Source organism: Eggerthia catenaformis OT 569 = DSM 20559 (assembly GCF_000340375.1).
GTDB lineage: Bacteria > Bacillota_I > Bacilli_A > Erysipelotrichales > Coprobacillaceae > Eggerthia > Eggerthia catenaformis.
The window spans coordinates 26633-48956 of sequence record NZ_KB446647.1; the positions used below are offsets into that span (position 1 = coordinate 26633).

The 22324-nt window shown below is 31.9% G+C and carries 21 protein-coding genes and 1 other annotated feature; of the genes, 19 read left to right on the forward strand and 2 right to left on the reverse strand.

The window, feature by feature from the left end; all coding sequences use genetic code 11:
- The 3 genes from HMPREF9943_RS10170 to HMPREF9943_RS02510 form a co-directional block, all read left to right on the forward strand.
- A partial coding sequence (locus tag HMPREF9943_RS10170) for a hypothetical protein (protein ID WP_004801698.1) occupies positions 1–867 on the forward strand: 867 nt, incomplete at its 5' end.
- Between the two features lie 98 nt (positions 868–965).
- Positions 966–1217 (forward strand): hypothetical protein, encoded by a 252-nt coding sequence (locus HMPREF9943_RS02505; RefSeq protein ID WP_004801699.1) that lies wholly within the window; start codon positions 966–968, stop codon positions 1215–1217.
- Positions 1218–1291: 74 nt separating this feature from the next.
- Entirely contained in the window at positions 1292–3445 is a 2154-nt protein-coding gene (locus tag HMPREF9943_RS02510; RefSeq protein WP_004801700.1) for an MSCRAMM family protein, read from the forward strand.
- Here the strand turns inward: HMPREF9943_RS02510 and HMPREF9943_RS02515 are convergent.
- On the reverse strand, positions 3442–3780 hold the full coding sequence (locus HMPREF9943_RS02515; RefSeq protein WP_004801701.1) for an Hpt domain-containing protein: 339 nt from the start codon (positions 3778–3780) through the stop codon (positions 3442–3444). The genes HMPREF9943_RS02510 and HMPREF9943_RS02515 overlap by 4 nt on opposite strands.
- Positions 3781–3889: 109 nt before the next feature.
- On the opposite strand from HMPREF9943_RS02515, the gene HMPREF9943_RS02520 reads away from it, so the two are divergent.
- The 14 genes from HMPREF9943_RS02520 to HMPREF9943_RS10475 all read left to right on the forward strand — a co-directional run bounded on the left by HMPREF9943_RS02520 (position 3890) and on the right by HMPREF9943_RS10475 (position 17436).
- Positions 3890–5287, forward strand: coding sequence for a TrkH family potassium uptake protein (locus HMPREF9943_RS02520; protein WP_004801702.1), 1398 nt, complete (start codon positions 3890–3892; stop codon positions 5285–5287).
- Positions 5288–5290: 3 nt separating this feature from the next.
- Complete coding sequence (locus tag HMPREF9943_RS02525; protein ID WP_004801703.1) at positions 5291–5956, forward strand: potassium channel family protein; 666 nt, start codon at positions 5291–5293, stop codon at positions 5954–5956.
- 110 nt (positions 5957–6066) lie between these two features.
- Positions 6067–7392: an NCS2 family permease gene (locus tag HMPREF9943_RS02530; protein ID WP_004801704.1), complete on the forward strand. Its 1326-nt coding sequence runs from the start codon at positions 6067–6069 to the stop codon at positions 7390–7392.
- Between the two features lie 110 nt (positions 7393–7502).
- A complete protein-coding gene (locus HMPREF9943_RS09660) occupies positions 7503–8486 on the forward strand; it encodes an HD domain-containing protein (protein WP_004801705.1) in 984 nt (327 codons plus the stop codon).
- A gap of 20 nt (positions 8487–8506) precedes the next feature.
- On the forward strand, positions 8507–9139 hold the full coding sequence (locus tag HMPREF9943_RS02540) for a hypothetical protein (protein WP_004801706.1): 633 nt from the start codon (positions 8507–8509) through the stop codon (positions 9137–9139).
- 592 nt (positions 9140–9731) lie between these two features.
- Positions 9732–10085 carry a hypothetical protein gene (locus HMPREF9943_RS02545; protein WP_004801707.1) on the forward strand — a complete coding sequence of 118 codons (354 nt, stop codon included), beginning with the start codon at positions 9732–9734 and terminating at the stop codon, positions 10083–10085.
- Positions 10086–10145: 60 nt separating this feature from the next.
- Positions 10146–10643 carry a peptide-methionine (S)-S-oxide reductase MsrA gene (gene msrA / locus HMPREF9943_RS02550; protein WP_004801708.1) on the forward strand — a complete coding sequence of 166 codons (498 nt, stop codon included), beginning with the start codon at positions 10146–10148 and terminating at the stop codon, positions 10641–10643.
- Positions 10636–11076, forward strand: a complete 441-nt coding sequence (gene msrB, locus HMPREF9943_RS02555; RefSeq protein WP_004801709.1) for a peptide-methionine (R)-S-oxide reductase MsrB — start codon at positions 10636–10638, stop codon at positions 11074–11076. The genes msrA and msrB overlap by 8 nt, the downstream gene beginning before the upstream one ends.
- Positions 11077–11121: 45 nt before the next feature.
- Complete coding sequence (locus tag HMPREF9943_RS02560; RefSeq protein WP_004801710.1) at positions 11122–12372, forward strand: coproporphyrinogen-III oxidase family protein; 1251 nt, start codon at positions 11122–11124, stop codon at positions 12370–12372.
- A gap of 332 nt (positions 12373–12704) precedes the next feature.
- Positions 12705–12953, forward strand: a complete 249-nt coding sequence (locus HMPREF9943_RS02565) for a hypothetical protein (RefSeq protein WP_155957270.1) — start codon at positions 12705–12707, stop codon at positions 12951–12953.
- A gap of 130 nt (positions 12954–13083) precedes the next feature.
- Positions 13084–13285, forward strand: a binding site (T-box leader).
- Between the two features lie 36 nt (positions 13286–13321).
- Positions 13322–14539: an argininosuccinate synthase gene (locus HMPREF9943_RS02570; RefSeq protein ID WP_004801712.1), complete on the forward strand. Its 1218-nt coding sequence runs from the start codon at positions 13322–13324 to the stop codon at positions 14537–14539.
- Between the two features lie 12 nt (positions 14540–14551).
- Positions 14552–15922, forward strand: a complete 1371-nt coding sequence (argH, locus tag HMPREF9943_RS02575; protein ID WP_004801713.1) for an argininosuccinate lyase — start codon at positions 14552–14554, stop codon at positions 15920–15922.
- Positions 15919–16839 (forward strand): N-acetyl-gamma-glutamyl-phosphate reductase, encoded by a 921-nt coding sequence (gene argC, locus HMPREF9943_RS02580; protein ID WP_004801714.1) that lies wholly within the window; start codon positions 15919–15921, stop codon positions 16837–16839. Before argH ends, argC begins: the two co-directional genes overlap by 4 nt.
- Before the next feature lie 480 nt (positions 16840–17319).
- Positions 17320–17436: a DUF4368 domain-containing protein gene (locus HMPREF9943_RS10475; protein ID WP_241431580.1), complete on the forward strand. Its 117-nt coding sequence runs from the start codon at positions 17320–17322 to the stop codon at positions 17434–17436.
- Between the two features lie 194 nt (positions 17437–17630).
- Here the strand turns inward: HMPREF9943_RS10475 and HMPREF9943_RS02585 are convergent, their stop codons facing one another.
- Complete coding sequence (locus HMPREF9943_RS02585; protein ID WP_004801716.1) at positions 17631–18602, reverse strand: helix-turn-helix domain-containing protein; 972 nt, start codon at positions 18600–18602, stop codon at positions 17631–17633.
- 223 nt (positions 18603–18825) lie between these two features.
- On the opposite strand from HMPREF9943_RS02585, the gene HMPREF9943_RS02590 reads away from it, so the two are divergent.
- Positions 18826–20583, forward strand: coding sequence for an ABC transporter ATP-binding protein (locus HMPREF9943_RS02590; protein WP_004801717.1), 1758 nt, complete (start codon positions 18826–18828; stop codon positions 20581–20583).
- Between the two features lie 3 nt (positions 20584–20586).
- Positions 20587–22311 carry an ABC transporter ATP-binding protein gene (locus tag HMPREF9943_RS02595; RefSeq protein ID WP_004801718.1) on the forward strand — a complete coding sequence of 575 codons (1725 nt, stop codon included), beginning with the start codon at positions 20587–20589 and terminating at the stop codon, positions 22309–22311.
- Positions 22312–22324: the final 13 nt, after the last annotated feature.

Genomic DNA, 22324 nt, shown 5'->3' on the forward strand with positions numbered 1-22324 from the left:
GGAGACTTCAATGCGAATGCAGGCGGTTTTAATGCTTCATCTCAAGGAAGCTTTAACAGCGGTACTAACAGTCTAGCTGTCGGTCATAAGAATAACAAGACAGTTAAAGTTGTTGTAATTGTGTTGCTTGTTGCAGCATTACTGTTTGGAGCATATAAAGCATATGGTTATTTCTTTGGTGGTACTAAAATTGATTTAGCTAAGAATATAACATTGAAATTTTTCGGTGAATCCGGTCAAGGCAGAATAATTGGTATTACTAACAACATTGATTATGATAAGAGTGATTCAAAATTATATTCATTTGTAAGTTCATTAAGGTATACTTATGATAAGCAAAGCGGTCTGAGTAATGGTGACAAGATTAAAGTAACTGTTATTTATGATAAAGATCAGGCTAACAAATTAGGATTAAAAATAACAAGCTCTGAAAAAACTGTTGAAGTAAAAGATCTTCTAACTCGTTTTGCAAGTGCTAAAGATGTTCCACAGGATTTGGTTACAAGTTATAGAACAATAGCTGATCAGAAAATCAATGGTACATTTACAAGCGGTACAGTTTTTGATTACAAGTCTACATTTGAATCAGTATGGTTCCAAAGGTCCACAGCTTCAGCTTCATCTATTTATCAAGATAGAGTGGTTTATGTCTATAAAGTTGCAGTAACTTCAAAAACAACAAATACGGTTTTTAATTATTACTATTCTGTTACGTTTAATGGGGTAAATTCAGGCTACAAGACAGCTTCAAAGTATGCATCAGTTATAAGACTTTATGATAGTTCTACATATCAGTCAATCACTGATGCCTCACAGATTGAAAAGGCACTAACAAATAATAATTATACTGCCAGTAAAATTGGCTAAGAAAGAAGAAGGGGAAACCCTTCTTTTTTTATTTTACGTGAGAAATTATTTGTTTTTTTGAGAATAGTATAGTAGAGGATAAAAATAAAGGAGTGTATATGAAAAAAGTTATTATTATGTTACTGCTATCACTATTTATGATCGGTTTTGATTCATCATTATCAGACAATCATCAGATGAATGAAATAATAGGAAGATTAAATATAATATTTATAAATATTATTAATGAGAAACATGAATATTTTCTATTAGATATTCATAATTGTTTGAAATGTGAAATCAGAAAGTATGGGAAGAATGAAAAAATAAGTTTGATTATTCCCTTTTATGGAGAGATAAGTAATGTCTAAAAAACATAAAAGAAAATCCGGCAGGTCTCCGCCGGCAGTCTTTTATAAAATAGATAAGAAAGAGAGGGATGAAAGTGTTAAAGAGAAATTTGTTAAACAAAATAAAAGTATGCTTTTTTATTTTTGGAATGATTGCTTGCCAGAGTTGTCTAAATGCTTTTGCATCATCAGGATATGTTGTTCATGGTGTTTCTGAAGCTAAGAATCCAAAAACAGGTGTTATTTCCAGGACACCTATTGTCACTATTAATGGACGAACTGCTTTTTGTGTTGATCATGAGAAAGGAATACCTAAAACCGGCGATGGTTCAGCAAGTGTTTATGATAATGCCATAGTAAGAAAAATCTTATATTATGGATATGATGGAGTGAGTGATAAGTACTGGAAAGAAAAGAATGTGACTAATAATGATGTTAGGAGAAATATAACATCTTTAGCTTTAGATAATGTTTTTAATCATCAGGGAAAGAATTATCGTTCATGGTATCTGACTAAGGATTTTTACAGCTGGATTTTGAAACAGCCGGATATTAATGATGCTTTTTTAGATTTTGATAAGCATTATCCTAAGACTGTTAAAAAGAATAATCAGCAGATAACAGAGGTTATTACGGTTACCGGATCTTCTGATATTCATTATACGTTAAGTGTGCCAAGAAACATTACTATTAATAATTTGACATCAAAGGAGAGAGGACAGCAGGTTTTAATAAAAGGCGGAGATAAGTTTACATTAAATGCTCCTCTTGATTATGAAGGGAAGGTGCATTTAAAGGATATTAAGACCGGCAGGACTTATCAAAGTCTTTTATTTGTTAATAGGGATAAGAAGCAGCAGAATTTTGCTTATAGTAAGGGATGGATTGAGGATCATAAGCATTCAGCTTTTTTACAGGCTGAATTTACAGCTTCTAAAGGTTTTTTAGCAATTACCAAAAAAGATAGCGAGACACATAAAATAATTTCTTCTCCCAGCCGATGGGGAATTTATCAGGACAGCAAATGTACCGGAAAGATAGGAGAAATAAAGACTGATCAGCACGGGTATGGAAAGTCGCAGGAACTAAAAGCCGGTGTTTACTATGTAAAGGAGTTAGAGGCTCCATTAGGATATATGTTGAAAAGTGATATTATGAAAGTGTTCATAGAAGCCGACAAGGTAACTTATCTTGATTCTCAACAGACAGCAAACAAGCCGCGAAAAGGACATCTTCATATTAAAAAAAGTATTCCTTTGATAGATAATATATATATTGATTATAGGCAGATTCATTTCCAGCTGATAGCTGCAAAGGATATTATCAGACAAGATGGCTCAATTGTTTATCATAAAGGAGAGAGGATTCGCTTTAAAGATAACCGACCTTCATTAGAAGGAAAAGATTATTTTACTTTAAACAAGCAGTATCAGGCTGATGTAGATAATCTTTGGGTAGGAGAATATATTTTAAAGGAGATTAGTACAGATAGTCATTTGAAAGTAAATAGTCAGGATATAACAGTATCATTTTCCCACCAAAAACATATTTATGATGTCTCAAAAACTCTTGTAAATTATCCTACAGTCTTGAGAATATCTAAAAAAGATACCGGAGGACAAGGGATAAAAGGAGCGAAAATGATTCTTTATAAGGATCAGAATCATAATCATGTTCTAGATCGTTACGATCTTAAAGTAAAAGAATGGATTTCTACAGGAAGAGAACAGGTGTTAGAGGGTTTAGAGAAGGCTGATTATATTCTTCATGAAGAATATGCACCGTTCGGATATAAGAAAGCTGAGGACATTGTTTTTACATTAAAAGATAAGAATATCCGGATAGATATGATAGATGATTACGCATATAAAGATATTATCCTTGTTAAAAAGGACAGTCATCATCGGACTATCTTAAACAAAGATTTTATTTTTGGACTATATACTGACAAAGATTGTCGTCATCTGTTGGCTTTTGCGCATGGCAATCTTAAAACCGGTGAAGTTATTTTTAAAAAACTGAAATATGGAACATACTATATTAAGGAACTAAAAGCACCGGAAGGTTATCAAATCAGTAAGGATGTGAGGAAGATAGTTATTAATGATCAGTTTAAACAGCAATCTATAGATATAATTAATAAGAAAAAAACACCAGTGCAAACCGGTGATAGGCTTTCATTGGAAATGATGTCTATGGGTATACTGGTATTGTTTAGTCTTTTATGTATTAGAAGACTGGAGCATTAAAGGGTGTGAATAAAATCTATTATTTTTAGATAAGAGGATGTGATAGGTTTCATTAGCCGGTCATAATCAGTATTGTTTTGACAACGTAATTCTTCAACAAGAATGCAGACATTAGAGTAAAGTGTTTTTAGTGATAAATTGCCTGTCACTCCTTTTAATTTATGAGCTGCTTCAAAAGCATGAACAAAATCATGCTTGTTTAATGCATGAATTAATTCATTATAAGATGGATCATTAGGAAATTTTTTTAAGAATGAAACATATAAATCTTCATCCTGAAAAAAACGATTCATTGCTTCCTGATAGTTAATACCATGCTGCTCGTATTTGTTCATAATGGATACCTCACTATTATATAGTTTAACACGTTTGATAAAATTCTCAAAAGAATATTGCACCTTTAGGAAGTAATGGTATAATACTTCAAAGAGGAAATATGATGTTATGGATAATCAGTTAATTAGACATAAGAGAAAAATTCATTTATCGGCTACTCAGAAGATAGCACTATCTTTTGCAATGATGATTTTTGTAGGGAGTATTTTATTGAGCCTGCCCATTGCAAATAAGACAGTGCCAAGGACATATATAGATAATTTATTTATTGCTACAAGCTGTGTCTGTGTTACCGGCTTAACACCATTTACTGTCGTTGATCAATATAATCTTTTTGGTCAATTAATAATGATGGTTCTGATTCAGTTTGGCGGTCTTGGTTTTTTATCTTTTCTGTATTTATTTTTAAATGCTGCCCGAAGGACAATCAAGTTACAGACAAAACTGGTATTTACAGAAGCATTGAATCAGGACAGCTTATCTAATCTGCCAAGGCTGTTAAAAACTATATTTTATTATACCGCATTTATTGAATCTTTCGGAATGATTGTTCTTTCATTCTTTTTTGTTCCTAAGTATGGCTTTGTAAAGGGAATTTATTATGGCTTGTGGCACTCAATTAGCGGCTTTTGTAATGCGGGCTTTGATTTAATTGGCGGAAACAGTTTTATTGATTATGCTACTCATCCGATTATTAATTTTATTATTCCCTTTTTAATTATCACAGGTGGTATTGGTTTTATTGTCATATTGGATATGTATGATAAGTTTAAAAAAGAAAAGAGCAGACATGATGACTTTCATTTAAAAAGGTATATTAAATCTTTAGCAGTACATTCTAAACTTGCCTTGAGTATGACGGCAATCCTGTTAGCCAGCGGAACGATATTATTTATTGCTTTGGAATTTAATAATGTGAAAACTATAGGAGCGCTGAGTATACCGAATAAATTAGCAGTGTCGTTTTTCCAATCGGTCACAACCAGGACTGCCGGCTTTGCAACTGTCTCGATGTTTAATCTTAACAGGATTACAAAAACGGTCATGTGTATTTTTATGTTTATCGGCGGTTCACCGGCATCTACAGCCGGCGGTGTAAAAACTGTAACGATTGCTTTAGTGATATTAATGTTAAAGAGTGTTTTTAAAGGACAGGAAGAGACAAGTGTTTTTAGAAGACGTATCAAAAAGAGGATATTCTTGAAAGCTTTTTCTATTGTTTCAATAGGTCTGATTTTGTGTTTGATATCTATTATGATATTAGTTGCGATAGAACCTAAACTTGATGTATTAAATATTATGTTAGAGGTATTTTCGGCTTTTGGAACGGTAGGACTAAGTGCTGATGTTACACCAGCCTTGAATTTTTTCGGAAAAGTTATTGATATTATTCTGATGTATGCAGGAAGAATTGGACCTGTTACATTGATGATCCTGTTTACAAGACAGGCACATATAAAAGAGAAAGGAATTAGATATCCTGATGAGGATGTCATTGTGGGATAAATTATGGCAAGCAAGCAGATAGCTATTTTAGGACTAAGTGTATTTGGCTCAACATTAGCTGAAACATTGGAGAATTATGGAGTGGAAGTATTAGCGATTGATATTGATCCGGTATGTGTAGAAAGGGTAGCTGATAATGTTACAAGAGCTGTTGTTGCTGATGTGACAGATAAAGATCAGCTATTAGAACTTGGAATCAATGATTTCGATACGGCCGTTGTTGCTATTTCAAAAAAATTTGAAGAGTCAGTACTCGCAACGATGATTCTTAAAGAAGCAGGTGTTGAGAATGTACTGGTAGAAGCACGTACAAAACGTAAGAAGATGATTTTAGAAAAGGTTGGAGCAACAAGGGTCATTAATGTTGAAAAAGAGATGGCTTATAAAGTTTCTAAGAGTCTGCTAAGAAGAAATATTGTTGATTTGGTTGAACTAGATGATGAATATTCAATTGTTGAAATAAAAGCAAAAGCTTCATGGGTGTCCAGAAGCTTAAAGGACTTAGATTTAAGAAGACGTTATGGTATGAATGTTATTGGAATAAGTCGTGAATCAAGTAATAAGATGAATATGAATTTTTCTGCGGATTATGTAGTCAGTATTGATGATCATTTTGTTGTTGCTGCACGTACTGAAGATGTAGAAAAATGGGATAATCTTACTAAATAGAAAAAAGACCTGTTATATGGGTCTTTTTTGTTTATCTACTAGTTGTTTTTGTAAATTCTATTGTGTATAATAACCTTGTTTTTCATATTTAAATAAGGGGGAAAATTTAAATGTTAGAAAACTTGTTTAAGCTTAAGGAGAATGAGACTACAGTAAAGACTGAATTACTTGCCGGTCTTACAACTTTCTTAGCAATGGCTTATATTTTAGCACTCAATCCATTGATTTTAAGTGCTGCTAAAATGCCAAAATCCGGAGTCTTTCTGGCAACAGCAATTGCTTCCGGTCTGACTTCAATTTTAATGGGTGTGCTTGCTAATTATCCTATTGCCTTATCTGCCGGTATGGGTGTTAATGCTTTATTCGCATATACAATCTGTGGACAGATGGGTTTAAGCTATCAGGGAGCATTAGCATGTGTGTTTGTTTCCGGTATGATTTTTATTCTTATTACAGTTACAAACATTCGTAAGATGATTATTAATGCTATTCCATCTCAGTTAAAACTTGCAATCGGTGCAGGGATTGGCTTCTTTGTAGCTTTAGTTGGCTTAAAGAATGCAGGAATCATTGTAGCCAGTGAAGCTACTTTAGTAACAATTGGAAAATTTACTAATCCGGTAGTTATACTTGCTTTATTTGGAATTGCAGTTACTTTAATCCTATGGGCTAAAAAAGTTCCGGCAGCTGTCTTTTTTGGCTTATTAATTACTGCTGTTGTAGGTATTATTGCCGGTATTATAACCGGTAATAAAGAATTACCACAACTTCCGGCTGCTATTATTTCAACTCAGTTTGATACGTCATTATTTGGAGCTTTTGCTTCCGGATTTGGAGAATTATTTTCACATCCAAATTGTTGGCTTGCGATATTCTCACTATTGTTTGTTGATTTCTTTGATACAGCAGGTACTTTAGTGGCAGTTGCCGGCAAAACAAAGTTAATGAATGAAAATGGAGAATTAAAGGATGTAGAAAAAGCCTTGCTGGCAGATGCCGGAGGAACTGTCTTTGGCTCAATGATAGGAACATCTACAATTACTTCATTTGTTGAATCTGCTTCAGGTGTTGGCGTAGGTGGAAGAACTGGCTTAACAGCAGTTACAACAGGTGTACTATTCTTATTATCAGCTTTCTTCTCACCATTATTAACGTCTATTACTTATGCAGTTACAGCTCCTGCTTTGGTTGTTGTGGGAATCATGATGGCACAGCAGATGAGAGGTATTGACTGGGATAATATTGTTTATGCAACAAGTGCTTTTGTTACTATTATCTTTATGATTCTTGGCTACTCTATTTCTAATGGTATTGCATTAGGATTTATGGCTTATGCAATTACTATGGTTGCTTCAGGAAGAAGAAAAGATATTGGACCAATTGTATGGTCTTTAGTTATATTATTTACAGTTTACTTTGTTTTCTTACCAAAATAGAATATATGACCTCTTTACTTTATTGTAAGGAGGTTTTTTTGTTTGTTCTTTAAGCAGTCTTTTTTGCTTTTGTATCAATAATTTGATAAAGTTAAGAAGAGGTTATTATTATGGATGAAATAAGACAAGTAAAGTATTTTAAAGAAATAAAGGAATATGAGACAGTTCAGATGGACTGTCTCATTAGAAATGTAGAAGCTCAAAATGGTGTTAATGGTACTTATTTAAAGTTTACACTAATGGATGGAGAAAAAGAAACAGATGTTAATTTATTTAAAGATAAAACAAATGAAAATGTTTTTAATCTTCTTCTTGCTGATGATAAATATCGCAGTCTTAATGTAACTGTAAAAAGAGTTACACTTTATAAAACTAAAAAAGGCTATTTAAATCTTCAACATCTATCGTCATCAAAAGAGGCAAAAGTATCTGATTTTATTCCTCATGCACCTTTTGAAAGTATTCAGATGTATGATGAAATTATCAGTATTATAAAAAAATATGCACCTAATCCTATTGAAAATAGTATCAGTGAGATTGCTCTTTCTATTTACCGGAATTATAAGGATGATCTTTTAATTGCGGCTGCAGCTTATTCTATGCATCATAATATTATAGGAGGATTATTATATCATACTCTTACTATGCTAAAGGCAGCAGTTTCCTATCTTGATATTTATGATTTAGATGCTGAGCTTTTAATCACCGGTACTGCTTTACATGATATTGGTAAATTGAAAGAAATGAATACAACATCGTTATGTGAAATTGAATATACAAGAACAGGAAATTTGGAAACACATCTCTCTGTTGGTATGATGATGGTAGAAGAAGAAAACTGGAAACATAATCACACTTATGATGAAGAAAGAGTAGAATTATTAAAACATATGATTGCTTCACACCATGGTAAGCTAGAATATGGAGCTATTGTTCTTCCTAAAATACCTGAAGCCATGCTTTTATCTTATATTGATAATATTGATGCAAAAATGTATATGTTCAAGCAGGCACAGCAAGAGCTTGAACCTGGAACAAGCTCTTCTAAAACAATCAGAGGAACAGATGTACGTATTTATCGTCCATTAAAATAATATGATTTAAGGGAATTTATATGTATCATTTAAAAAACTGGTATATCTCTCATTATAAGGGATATCTAATAGCTTATGGAGATGTTTATAATAATCCCAGATTTAATCAGGGGCATCTTATTCATACAAGTAAACTGGATAAAATAGAAGAATATCAAGATTATCTGATTGCTTATACTAAGAATTCTCAATATAAATGTTCTTATAAAGATCATCGAGAAGATCTTAAAGATCTTTTAGATAATCAGATACTTTATCAGAAAATAAAAGAAGCTATTAATACTTACAAAGAAGAAAGAACACAATATTTATTACAATATATCAAAGATGAAGAAAAAGCTTGTATATTAGTCTTTGATGATACACAGTATCATTTTAATTCTTTTATATATAAAGATCATGATTATATTTTTTATACAAGAGAATCTAATGTTTCATTAGGGATGTTTGACGATGCATTACATATTGGTACTCAAACTGAATTTGCTTTTATTCCTACATTATATGCTGTACAGTTTTATGAATGGGATAATAACTACGGTAAAGTTTATCTTCTTAATATTGGTAAACATTCTTTAAATATATCCTTTACCGTATTTTATCATCAGCCTTTACTATTAAGATCAGGAGACATCAAGCTGATAGAAATATAAAACACTCTATATATATTTCCTCCTTACACTAAAAGTATAAAAGATGTTTTTAAAAGGCCTAATAGTTTATACTTATATTTATCATAGTTTTAAGTTATGGAAAAAAGACGAATTTATTTTATAATAAATAAAATTATTAATGAAAGGAAAGCTTATGTATCAATTATATAAAACAAAAAGTTTTTAAAATAACTGATCATTATCAAATTATAGATAATAATGGAATACCGCATTATCAAGTGGATTAAGATTTTAAACTTATAGGGAATACAGTTCATGTTTCAAAAATCAATAGCACTCATTTTTTTTACTATAAATAAGAAAATAATTTCATTTCTTCTTAAGTTTACAGTTACTTTTGATGATGGCAGAATTATATATATTAATGCGAAGTTTTCTTTAAAAAAAGTATAGAGATCTATTCAGATTTCTATTTATTGTATCTAAGAGGAAACTTTCAGGATCATGATTTTAAAGTTAATATTAAAGAAGAGCTGATTGTTTTATTTGTAACACTAGATTACATTAGGATATGGAATGTTAGTATAGACATTGATTTTTAGAGAAAAGATGAGCAGGAAAGGAGATAGCTATGGGGTTATTTAAAAAGAAATCAGGAAGTGAAGAAATACAAGCGATTATTTTCATTAAAAACCGGCATGCTTCAGGATATTCTTATATGAATGGAATTAAGACAATTGATGGCAAAAAATGTCGTCATAAGCTATATAAAATAGGAATGCCTGCTTATTATGTAGATGCCGGTAATCATATATTGGAAGTGAATGCTTACTGGAGGGAGAATAGAAAGGAAGTATCTTTTAAACATCCGTTAAAGATAGAAATACAGGTTTATTCAGGACATTATTATGCTTTAAACTATAATGTAGATAAACAGATATTTGAATTTGAAGAATGTGATCCGGATCATTACTATAAAGATTAGTTTATACATAATATTCAACCAATATGAAAACTGATATGATTTAATAAAAAGGAGAATAGGATGAAAGAAAAAATAATATATATGGCAGGAGGCTGCTTTTGGGGTCTTGATGCTTATTTAAGACAGATAAAAGGTGTTTTATATACAGAAAGCGGATATGCGAATGGAAAGACTGATTTTACAGATTATAGTCATGTTAAAGAAACAGATCATGCAGAAACAGTTAAAGTTATTTATGATGATTCCCTAGTTTCATTAAAAGACTTATTAGGCTATTACTTAAGAGTTGTTGATCCAACAAGTATTAATAAGCAGGGAGCGGATAAAGGAAGACAATATCGAACAGGTATTTATTTTATTGATCAGGATGATGAAAATATTATTAATGAAAGATTAGATAAAGAATCTTTACTTTATAGTAAGCCAATTGTGATTGAGGTAAAACCATTAAAGAATTATATAACTGCAGAAGAATATCATCAAAATTATTTGGAAAAGAATCCTCAAGGGTATTGTCATATTGATTTAACGAGAGTAAGAGAACCATTAGATGAATAAATATTATAAAAAAAGCAAAAAAGAGCTTAAAGAAGAACTTTCTGATTTATCTTATCAAGTGACTCAAAATAATAAAACAGAAAAGCCATTTGATAATAGATATAATGATTTCTTTGAAAAAGGCATATATGTTGATATTACAACCGGAGAACCATTATTTCTTTCACATGATAAATTTGCTTCAGGATGTGGATGGCCTAGTTTCTCTAAGCCAATAGATAAGTCAGTAGTTTATAAAGAAGATAAGAGTTATCATATGAATAGAATAGAAGTAAGAAGCAGTATCGGAGATAGTCATTTAGGACATGTTTTTAATGATGGACCGAAAGATAAAGGAGGATTGAGGTATTGCATGAATAGTGCAGCATTACGCTTTATTCCTTATGAAAAAATGAAAGAAGAAGGTTATGAGGATTATATGAAATTACTTTAGTCATTTTGAATTATTAAAATAATCTTATAAAAGGAGGGTCTTTCTATGAGCTTACTAACAACTCTTACTAGAATGTGGGTGACTCGTTCTTTTAAGTCATTTACCTTTACAAAGCATTATGATACTTTTCTTTCTTATCAGGAATGTGATCAGTTAGGACTCTATATACATATTCCGTTCTGTAAACAGATATGCAGTTTCTGTCCTTACTGTAAGGTTCTTTATAAAGAAGATGTCTATCAGGATTACATAGAAGCACTTATCAAAGAAATTCATATGATAGGATCACAGTATCCTGATAAAAAAGAGGTAACCAGTCTTTATTTTGGCGGAGGAACTCCTGCTTTAGCAGATAAAGATTTAAAAAGAATTATGGAAGTAGTAAATTCATATTTTATTATTACTCAAGGCATAGGACTCGAATTGCATCCTGATAATGTGACAATTGAAACACTAGCTAGACTTAAAGAAGCCGGAGTTACTAAGATCAGTATTGGGATCCAGTCTTTTCAAAGTAAGTTTCAGCATATTTTAGGAAGAAGAAATATATTAGATCAAGCAATGAAAAAAGCTTTAGATACTGTTTCTTTTGAAACAGTATCAATGGATTTTATCTTTGCTTTGCCTCATCAGACTTTTGATGATTTAGTTAATGATATAGAAAAAGCTTTTTCAATAGGAGCGAATCATATCGCAATTTATCCTTTTATAGACTTTACTTTTACTAAAAGCAGTATCCCTGTTATGCGTAAAAAAGAGAAAAGAAAATTATTGGATGATATTACTCATTATTGCCAGAATAAAGGATATCAAAGACAGTCTATCTGGACATTCTCAAAAGAGAAAGCATCTTATTCTTCAATGACAAGAGATTATTTTCTTGGATTTGGTGTATCAGCAGCTACTCTTTTAAAAGATAGTTTTAAAATTAATACTTTTGATATACCTTCTTATATTCAAAGAATAAACAAACAGACTATTCCTACCTCACTTACTATGTATTTTACAAAAAGACAAAGAATGATCTATTATCTTTTCTGGACATTATATAGTACTGAAATAGATAGTCAGTCTTTTGAAGAAATCTTCAATGTTTCATTAAAAAAAGTATATGGACTGGAATTTTATCTGGCAAAAAAAATGAACTTACTTACAAAAGAAAATAATGTTTACAAAATGACATTAAAAGGTGCTTTTTATTATCATTATTATGAGAATTTTTATACTTTATCTTATATAGATAAAATGTGGAGTATTCTCAAAGAAGAGCCATTTCCTAATTATATTAGTTTATAATGCTTCTAACAGAAGATTAAGACTATGGAGATATATAAGTTAGAGTAATAAAAAATATTATTGCTAGATTTGTTCATGAAATCTAACCTGATATTATTATTGTTTTAAGCGATGAAACACTTAGTAAGGAAGATGATGATTCACAGACTTTGCTTTTATTACTATATTTAGGAAATATTTCTATTCTACCAGATTATAGATGAGTATAAGATTACTTCAGAGAGGGAAACTATTCAGAATCAGTAGCATGCCAAAATCTCTGATATAGATAATTTTGTGATGTGCAGTAATCTAATCAACCTGATTCTTACTCAGATTAGAGAATTGAGGGGGTGATCTTTCAGGAGCTACTTAATGATAGAGAATCAGAGTTCTATATGGGAGGAGCTTCTGAATTCTTAAAACTTGAAGAAGGTGTTTCTTTCTATACTGTTCAAAAAGCAGTTAATGAAAGCGTTAATTGTGGTATTTTGCTTGACTACAGGCAGAGAGAAGATGGTAAATACTGTTTGAATCTAAAGGTTAAGAGTATACCTGCTATCAATAAAGATACTTATCTGATTATTATTGCGAATGATTAGCTTTTAGATAGATTTAAGAATTTGATTCAATCACAGTTTTATTTTTTGTAATAATCATAAAAATATTTAATGAATTTCTAATTCTAATAAAAATAACTTGACAATTCTTTTTTAATCAATTAAACTGGTATTCAGTTCAAAGAACAGAAGAGTATTCATATTTAACCTGTAGCGAGTCGGAATATGGTGAAAGTTCGATGGCAATGAATATGAAGAAACGCATCTGGGAGAAATGAATCTGAAATTAAGTAGGATGATCGTATGTCTGCGTTAAAGACTAGAGGGGTCGTAAGACAACCAGTGTGGTACCGCGATGTGATGTCGTCTCTGGATAGAGGCGACTTTTTTGCTTATAAGGAGGAAATGGTATGAAAAAAGTGGATATTAAAAAAGTAGTATTAGCCTATAGTGGCGGACTAGATACTTCTATTATTATTTCATGGCTTAAAGAAGAATATAATAATTGTGAGGTTATTGCAGTTAGTGGCAATGTTGGACAGGATGATGAATTAGAAGGACTGGAAGAAAAGGCTTTAAAGACAGGTGCTTCAAAGCTTTATATTCTGGATCAGACTGAAGAATATGTAAATGATTATATTATACCGACTATGAAAGCGGGTGCTTATTATGAAGAATATCTGTTAGGTACTGCTCATGCCAGACCTTTAATTGCTAAAGGATTAGTAGAGATTGCATTAAAAGAGGGTGCAGATGCGATATGTCATGGATGTACAGGAAAAGGAAATGATCAGGTAAGATTTGAGCTTGCAATTAAGCATTTTGCTCCACATATGCTAATTATTGCTCCATGGAGAGAATGGAGTATACAGTCAAGAGAAGAAGAAATAGAATATGCGAAAAATCACCATATCCCATTAAAGATTAATGAAAAAACAAATTTTTCAAAGGATAAGAATTTATGGCATTTATCACATGAAGGATTAGATCTGGAAGACATAGGGAATGAACCTCTTTATGAGGAAAAAGGTTTTCTAGAGATGGGAGTTTCTCCTTTACAGGCTCCGGATATAGCTGAGTATATTGAGATGGAATTTATAAAAGGTATTCCTGTTTCATTAAATAATCAGACAATGAGTGCAAAAGAGATTATTTTAAAGCTTAATGAGTTAGGCGGGAAGAATGGCATTGGACTTTTGGATATTGTGGAAAATAGATTGATAGGAATGAAAAGTAGAGGAGTTTATGAAACGCCGGGTGGAACGATTCTTTATAAAGCACATGAATATCTTGAAACTATTACCTTAGATAAAATGATAGCCCATAAAAAAGCGGAACTGGCGATTACTTTTGGTGAACTTGTCTATAATGGGCAATGGTTTACACCATTAAGAGAAGCATTAAGTGCTTTTGTCGATAAGACTCAGGAAACAGTAACCGGTAAAGTCAGACTAAAGCTTTATAAAGGAAATATTATTAAGGCCGGTGTCTGGAGTAAGTACTCATTATATTCAGATGAATTGGCTACATTTGGTGAATCTGACTATAATCAGACAGATAGTGCAGGCTTTATAAATCTTTATGGCTTGCCAATTAAAATTAATGCACAGATACAATCAAAAAAGTAAGAGGAAGATATTATGACAAAACTGTGGACAGGCAGAACAACTGGACGGACTGATCCATTAGCGGATGATTTTAATTCATCTCTGTATTTTGATAAAAGAATGTATAGACAGGATATAGAAGGTTCAATTGCTCATGCAGCTATGCTAATGAAACAGAAAATTATTCCTAAAGAATCAGGTATAAAAATACAAAAAGAATTAAGAAATATATTATCAGAACTTGATTTAGGAGAGTTAGAATTTGATGAATACTGTGAAGATATTCATATGTTTATTGAACAGCTTCTGACTTCACGGATTGGCGAAGAAGGGAAAATGCTTCATACTGCAAGAAGCCGTAATGATCAGGTTGCATTAGATTTACGTATGTATCTTAAAGAAGAATGTGATCAGATTATAAGCCTGCTTAAAGAGTTTATTGGTGTTTTAGCTGATAAATCAGAAGCGCATAAAGAAATAATCATGCCGGGATATACACATCTGCAAAGAGCACAGCCGATTCTCTTTGCTCACCATTTACTGGCATATGCTCAGATGCTTTTAAGAGATGTTTCAAGGCTCGAAGATAGTAAAAAAAGGATGAATGTTTCACCTATTGGAAGCTGTGCTTTGGCCGGCACTACTTATCATATAGATCGTTATTTTGAAGCTGCTTTATTAGGATTTGATGATATTTCTATGAATTCATTGGATGGAGTCAGTGATCGTGATTTTGCGGTAGAAATGCTTAGTGACTTATCATTAATCATGACTCACCTTTCCAGATTTGCAGAAGAGTTTATTCTATGGTCATCATGGGAGTTTCAGTTTATTGAAGCAGATGATCAGTATACGACAGGTTCAAGCATTATGCCACAAAAGAAAAATCCTGACATGGCTGAATTAATTAGGGGTAAAACAGGCAGAGTTTATGGTGATTTGATGAGTTTGCTAACGGTCCTGAAGGGTCTTCCGCTTGCATATAATAAAGATATGCAGGAAGATAAAGAACCTATCTTCGATAGCTGTGATACAGTCAAGATGTGTTTAAAAGTATTTATTCCTATGATTAAAACAATGAAAGTTAATAAAAAGAATATGCATTATGCAGCTCAAAAAGGTTTTATTAATGCGACAGATGTCGCCGATTATCTAACAAAGAAAGGAGTTCCATTTAGAGATGCTTATAAAATAAGCGGACAGCTGGTTGCCTTATGTATAAGCAAAGACTGTATCTTAGAAGAACTATCATTATCGGAGTATCAGTCTTATTCAGCACTTATTAAAGAAGATATTTATGAAGCAATCAGCCTTAGAAATTGTGTAATAAAGAGAATATCTGAAGGAGGAACATCAATTTCTTCGATAGATACACAAATACAATGGATTAGAAAAAAATTATGAAAAAAGTATATATAGATGGCGGTCATGGAACAACAGGATTAAAAATACATGACCGACTCTCACAAAGAAAAGATATAGAACTTATTCAAATCCCTTATGTTAATAGGCATGATTTAAATAAGCGAAAAGAAGCATTAAATAGTGCAGATATTGTTTTCTTATGTCTTCCTGATGATGCGTCTAAAGAAGCTGTTAGCCTTATTACTAATAAGAATACGGTTGTGATTGATACATCTACTGCTCATCGTACACATTCAAGCTGGGTTTATGGGATGGCTGAACTATCAGGATATAGAGAGCAGATCAGATGTGCTAAGAGAATTAGTAATCCGGGCTGTCATGCAACAGGATTTATTGCTTTAATTGCTCCTTTGATAGAATCAGGATTAATAAATAAAGATCTTCATTTAAGCATGACAAGTATTACAGGCTATTCCGGAGGAGGAAAAAGGATGATAGATGATTATGAAGAAAATCATCATTATCCGGCACCTAGACTTTATAGTCTGGATGCTTCTCATAAGCATCTCTTAGAAATGAAAAAAATATGTAGTTTAAAATATTTGCCATCTTTTATGCCGATTGTTTCTAATTATTATAGTGGAATGGAAACGATTATCCCATTATTTAAAAAAGATTTGAATGGCTCAATAGAGGATATTAAAAAAATATATCAGCAGATTTATCAAGGACCGATCATCAAATATTTTGATCATATTGATGATTATGGGTATATTAGTGCTACAAGTAGAAGAGGCTTTGATGATATGCATATTACCGTAGCAGGCAACAGTGATCGCATAATGCTTATAGCATGCTTTGATAATCTTGGTAAGGGAGCTAGCGGAGCGGCCATTCAGAATATGAATATTGTTTTAGGTATTAAAGAAACAGAAGGTCTTGAGCTAGGAGGATAAGATGCTAAATCTTAAGGAAAGAGATCTTTTAACATTGTTTGATTATAAATCATCTGAAATAGAATATCTTCTGGATTTAGCAGGCTATTTAAAAGAATAAAAGAAACAGGAATATTTAGGTCATACCGTAAATTTCAAAACAAGAAAACATTTCAAAGATAAGAAAAGTAAATATGTATCTGAAGATAACCGGCTGATATTTGAAAATATCCACGAAGTCTTTGATAATGTCCAAAGAATATGGGGAAATGTAAAAAGGTATTCTGATGATTGGAGAGAATACCATTCACTAACAGGGCTGATGTATTGTGCTGATTGTGGAAGTAGTGTTAAGCCTTAGCCAAGAAATACTAAAAGAAATAGTGTTACAAAAACAAGCTCCAGGAATTCGGACAATTGATGTGCATAATTTACGGAGATATGATTCTGAATAAAATATCGAATAATCGCTATGAAAACTTTGATGAACTTACAACCACAATGATCAATGAGTTTGTAGAGAAGATAATCGTTTATAAGAGGGATAGAAAAAGCAGTCAAATCGCAAAGCAAAAGATAGAAATATATTTGATTATGAACCGCCAAAGGAAGAACTGATCGAAGAAGAATGAAAGATCAATGAGAGAAAAAGACAAATTTTATCAAAATTATTTGAGGCGTAAAGTAAATTGGGAAACAACAGGAATATGAGAAAAGGTATAAGGCAAGGTGAGAGTAGAAAGAACTAAGGGTTCTGAAAAGAGCAGGTATATAAAGTTAGAAAAAGAGATTGAAATTAATCAATCTCTTTTTCATTGTTGTGAAGAACCGGAATATTTTTTCGCATATTTTTTTATATCTTTAGGGTAAAATCCTTTGTATTTTTTAAAACAGGTACTAAATTTACTGTGAGACGAATATCCCACAGCTTCGGCTATATCCTGAATTTTAAGAGAAGAGTTTAACAGAAGAATTTCTGCCATATTCATTCGTCGTCTTTGAGTATACTCTGTAATGGTGCATTGATATTTTTGCTTAAATAATTTTTTGAGTTTAGTACCGCTCATAGCAGATATTTTTTCTAAAGTTTTTTGTGGGATTGAGGTTGCATAATGATCATCTATGTAATTCACAACGTTTTTTAGAGCAACATCATCGGCAAGAGGTATTGGATCATTATATTTGTTTAAAAATGAGTCCATAGTTATACTTAGCCATTCCTTTGCTTTTGATTCAAAAAAAATTTCAGCAGCAGGAGATACCATTTTACAATTCAGTATATCTCTTGCTATTTTTTCTAATGGTTTGTTTGTAATAGTGCTGGTATTGAAAAATAAATCTTCATAGTTATGAACTTTATTTTTGCAAGACGATAGATATTCGTCTATCATAGACTGTTTGAAATTTATACCTATTCCTAAATAGGGAGAGTTTTTGTGCAGTATAAATCTATAGTCTTTAGAGTTTTTTGTATTTATAACATAAAGTGAATTTGAAGAAAGATTTTGATAAGGATTAAAGGATTCACCGTTTGCTGTAACTAAATAAGATGAGTAGAGGAAATAAAAATTATCTAACCCTGAAAAACTTGTATGGATAATTTCTTTTTTTATGAATACATCATGGATATCGATTGTAAAATTTTCTCCTTCATAAAACCAAAATATGCCTTCTGCATCATCCGTATTAAAATGGAATGTATGCCCTACAGTAGAGTATTTTGTATTACCTACACATTCATTTGTAGAAAAAAAGTTTTTAACAAAGTCATAGAAAACGCTCATAAATTCCTCCTTTTTTGTATTTTATCCCGAATAGACATTATCCCAAAAAGACATAGTTAGCTATATCTAATTGATTGGAATTTCTGCCCATTATATAATAAATAAAAGATAAAAACAAGGGAAAATCTGTTTTTATAAAAAATGATCTGAAAAAAGTCACTGTAATTAGTCTGAATAGGCTATTTTTAGGACTTATTGAATTTCAAAAAGGAGGAGCTATTCTTTGAAGAATAAGAAAAAATCAATACTAAAAAGGTTAATGCCTTATGCCGGTAAAAAAAGGTTTTTGCTTTATATTGCTATGGTTATGTCTGCTGTATCAGGCATCATGGTCTTGATGCCTATGGTTTATATTCATAGGATTGTGAATAACTTAATTGTAAATGGGATAGTGGATTTTGATTATGTAAAAGAAAACTCAATTTATGCGGCGATATTTGCCGGACTTGGTTTATTTATATATTTAATAGGTCTTATTTTATCTCATATTTTCGCATTTGAAGTGGAAGATAATATTATTAAGACCTCAGTAAAGAAACTAATGAATAAACCACTTGGATATTTTGATAATAAAGAAAGTGGAAGAATCAGGAATGTAATTGTATCTGGCGCATCTGAAACTCATTCATTTTTAGCACATCAACTTCCCGATATGGCGATGACAGTTATATCGCCGATAATACTACTTGTATTTTTCTTTATGTTTGACTGGAAGTTAGGTCTTGCAAGTATGATACCGATGATTATCGGCATGATACTAATGTCGGCAATGATGACATCCGAAACCAAGAAAATGAAAGATGAGTATTATGCAGAACTTTCCGATTTGTCTTCTCAGACCGTGGAATATGTCAGAGGAATTCCTGTGGTAAAAACGTTTGCACAAAGTGTCGATAGTTTTGATAAGTTATATTCATTAATCATAAAAATAAAAGATGATGTACTGAAGCTGACTATGAGCTATACAAATAAAATGTCATGGTTTGAGACTGTTTCTACATCAACAGCATTTTTCTTAGTACCTGTAGCTTTATTGTTAATAAAATTTAATGGTAACTTATCTAATGTGGTTGCAAATTCTGTGATTTATTTTCTGATAGGACCGACATTTGCTATTTTTATTATGAGAACGGCTACGATTACACAATTTAGTTATTTTGCAGAGCTAGCTTTAGATAAAATTGAAAAGATACTTGATTTTGACGACTTTGTTTATGGAGATAAGAAAAGCTCTGATGTTGGGATTGAGTTTAAAAATGTAAGCTTTTCTTATGGCGGTGAAAATGTTTTAGATAATATTTCATTTAAAGTAAGCAAGGGAGAAAGAGTAGCATTAGTCGGTTCATCCGGTAGCGGTAAAACTACTATAGCAAGGCTTGCTGCAAGATTTTATGATATTAAATCGGGTGAAATTTTAATCGGTGGAATAAATATAAAAGACTTTGAAAAAGAGGCTTTAATGAAAAAAATAGCATTTGTTTTTCAAAATTCCAAGTTATTTAAGATGAGTTTAAGAGAAAATCTTTTGATTGGAAAACCTGATGCAAAAGATGAGGAGATAGATAGTGCGTTAAAAAATTCGGGTTCTAAAGAGATCATAGAAAAATTAGAAAACGGACTGGATACTGTTTACGGAACAAAGGGAACCTATTTTTCAGGAGGAGAAGCTCAAAGACTTTCTATAGCAAGAGCTTTTCTTAAAGATGCAGATATTATTATTTTAGATGAAGCCACAGCCTTTGCGGATCCTGAAAATGAACATTTGATTCAAGAGTCTTTTAAGAAATTGTCAAAAAACAAGACAACGTTAATGATTGCTCACAGACTGTCTACTGTAATAGATGCGGACAAGATTCTCGTTATTGATGAGGGTAAAATCGTAGAAGAAGGCAGGCACACGGATTTAATAGATATGGACGGACATTATAAAAGGCTTTGGGAAGAATATCAAAAATCTGTAAATTGGAAGATAGGAGGTTAAAATATGATTTCTTATTTTATGAAAAGATACGCTATGTCTGAAAAAGGAGCGATAAATTTAAAAAAAGCCATCATTTCTCATACATTTGTCAATTTAACAAAATTGTTTGCGCCAATGATTGCCTTTATGTTTTTGTTTCAGTATATAGGTGTTTTAAAGGGCATTAAGAGTTATAATTTTACCACTATTCATTATATTGCATTAATTGTAATAATGATGATTATGATGTTTTTAATAGCAAGATGGGATTATGTAAGACTCTATACCAATGTGTATAACGAGAGTGCCAATTCAAGAATTGATTTAGCAGAAAGATTAAAGAAATTACCTCTTTCCTATTTTGGTAAAAGAGATTTGGCAGATCTTGCAGAAACGATGATGAATGACATGAACTTATATGAAACAATTTTTTCTCATGCTGTTCCTCACATATACGCAACGGCTATCTCTACAAGTGTTATTGCTTTAATGCTCATTATCTACAATTGGAAACTTGCTCTTGCGGCATTGTGGGTAATTCCAATTTCACTTCTAATAATATTTTTATCAAAGAAAAGTCAGAAAAAAATAGTACAGGAATGGATAGATGATAATCGCAGAGTATTTGATGATTTACAGGAAAAGATAGAGCAGATTGAACAAATAAAATCTTACAATTTAGAAGACAGGATGCTGAATGATTTTTTTGAAAAATTAAACAAATCCACAAAACAGAAAACGAAAGGCGAAATTGTTGCGGGAATACTCATAGGAATAGCTACTGCAATTTTAAAGCTTGGTATTATAAGTGTTGCAATTATCGGTGTAAATATGCTTATGACAGGTGAGGTAAGCATACTGGTTTATGTAGCTTTTTTAATGCTGACAGCAAGTATTTATCTTCCTATAGAAGGTATAATCACTTTTATGTCCATGATAGTGATGCTTGATGCGGTTGTCGGGAGAATAAAGGAAATTAAAACCATGCCTATTCAAGAGGGTGAAAATCAGATGAATATTAAGAATTACGATATTGAATTTGAAAATGTTCATTTCGGCTATGATGATTACTCTGTTATAAACGGTGTCAGCTTTACGGCAAAGCAGGGTGAAATCACTGCTCTAATCGGTTCAAGTGGAAGTGGAAAAACAACCCTTACTAAACTTGCCGCAAGGTTTTGGGATATAAACAGCGGAAAGATTTTGATAGGCGGAGAGGATATAAGCAAAATTGATCCGGAAACTCTTCTTAAAAATTTCTCAATAGTATTTCAAGATGTAACCCTCTTTAATTCGAGCATAAAGGATAACATAAGAATCGGGAAAAAAGATGCGAGTGATGAGGAAATAATGAGGGCTGCAAGGATAGCGAGGTGCTATGACTTCATAGACAAGTTGCCTGATGGAATAGATACTGTTATAGGTGAAAATGGTCAGAGGCTTTCGGGTGGTGAGCGTCAGAGGATATCCATAGCAAGAGCTGTTTTAAAAGATGCCCCGATTATACTTCTCGACGAGGCTACCGCTTCTCTTGATGTTGAGAATGAGAGTCTTATTCAGGAGGCTCTGTCCGAACTCATAAAAGATAAGACGGTTATGGTAATTGCTCACCGGTTGAGGACTATTAGAAATGCAAATAAAATTGTTTTATTAAATGCCGGGAAAATAGAGGCGGTAGGTACAGATGATGAACTTTGTAAAACATCAGATTTTTATAGAGCGATGCTGGAAAAATCAAACATTCAGTAATAATTAAGGAGAA

Coding starts and splice junctions, on each gene's coding strand:
- HMPREF9943_RS02505 (WP_004801699.1), top strand. CDS start 966: ATGAAAAAAGTTATTATTATGTTACTGCTATCACTATTTATGATCGGT.
- HMPREF9943_RS02515 (WP_004801701.1), bottom strand. CDS start 3,780: ATGAACAAATACGAGCAGCATGGTATTAACTATCAGGAAGCAATGAAT.
- HMPREF9943_RS02520 (WP_004801702.1), top strand. CDS start 3,890: ATGGATAATCAGTTAATTAGACATAAGAGAAAAATTCATTTATCGGCT.
- HMPREF9943_RS02525 (WP_004801703.1), top strand. CDS start 5,291: ATGGCAAGCAAGCAGATAGCTATTTTAGGACTAAGTGTATTTGGCTCA.
- HMPREF9943_RS02530 (WP_004801704.1), top strand. CDS start 6,067: ATGTTAGAAAACTTGTTTAAGCTTAAGGAGAATGAGACTACAGTAAAG.
- HMPREF9943_RS09660 (WP_004801705.1), top strand. CDS start 7,503: ATGGATGAAATAAGACAAGTAAAGTATTTTAAAGAAATAAAGGAATAT.
- HMPREF9943_RS02540 (WP_004801706.1), top strand. CDS start 8,507: ATGTATCATTTAAAAAACTGGTATATCTCTCATTATAAGGGATATCTA.
- HMPREF9943_RS02545 (WP_004801707.1), top strand. CDS start 9,732: ATGGGGTTATTTAAAAAGAAATCAGGAAGTGAAGAAATACAAGCGATT.
- msrA (WP_004801708.1), top strand. CDS start 10,146: ATGAAAGAAAAAATAATATATATGGCAGGAGGCTGCTTTTGGGGTCTT.
- msrB (WP_004801709.1), top strand. CDS start 10,636: ATGAATAAATATTATAAAAAAAGCAAAAAAGAGCTTAAAGAAGAACTT.
- HMPREF9943_RS02560 (WP_004801710.1), top strand. CDS start 11,122: ATGAGCTTACTAACAACTCTTACTAGAATGTGGGTGACTCGTTCTTTT.
- HMPREF9943_RS02570 (WP_004801712.1), top strand. CDS start 13,322: ATGAAAAAAGTGGATATTAAAAAAGTAGTATTAGCCTATAGTGGCGGA.
- argH (WP_004801713.1), top strand. CDS start 14,552: ATGACAAAACTGTGGACAGGCAGAACAACTGGACGGACTGATCCATTA.
- argC (WP_004801714.1), top strand. CDS start 15,919: ATGAAAAAAGTATATATAGATGGCGGTCATGGAACAACAGGATTAAAA.
- HMPREF9943_RS10475 (WP_241431580.1), top strand. CDS start 17,320: ATGATCAATGAGTTTGTAGAGAAGATAATCGTTTATAAGAGGGATAGA.
- HMPREF9943_RS02585 (WP_004801716.1), bottom strand. CDS start 18,602: ATGAGCGTTTTCTATGACTTTGTTAAAAACTTTTTTTCTACAAATGAA.
- HMPREF9943_RS02595 (WP_004801718.1), top strand. CDS start 20,587: ATGATTTCTTATTTTATGAAAAGATACGCTATGTCTGAAAAAGGAGCG.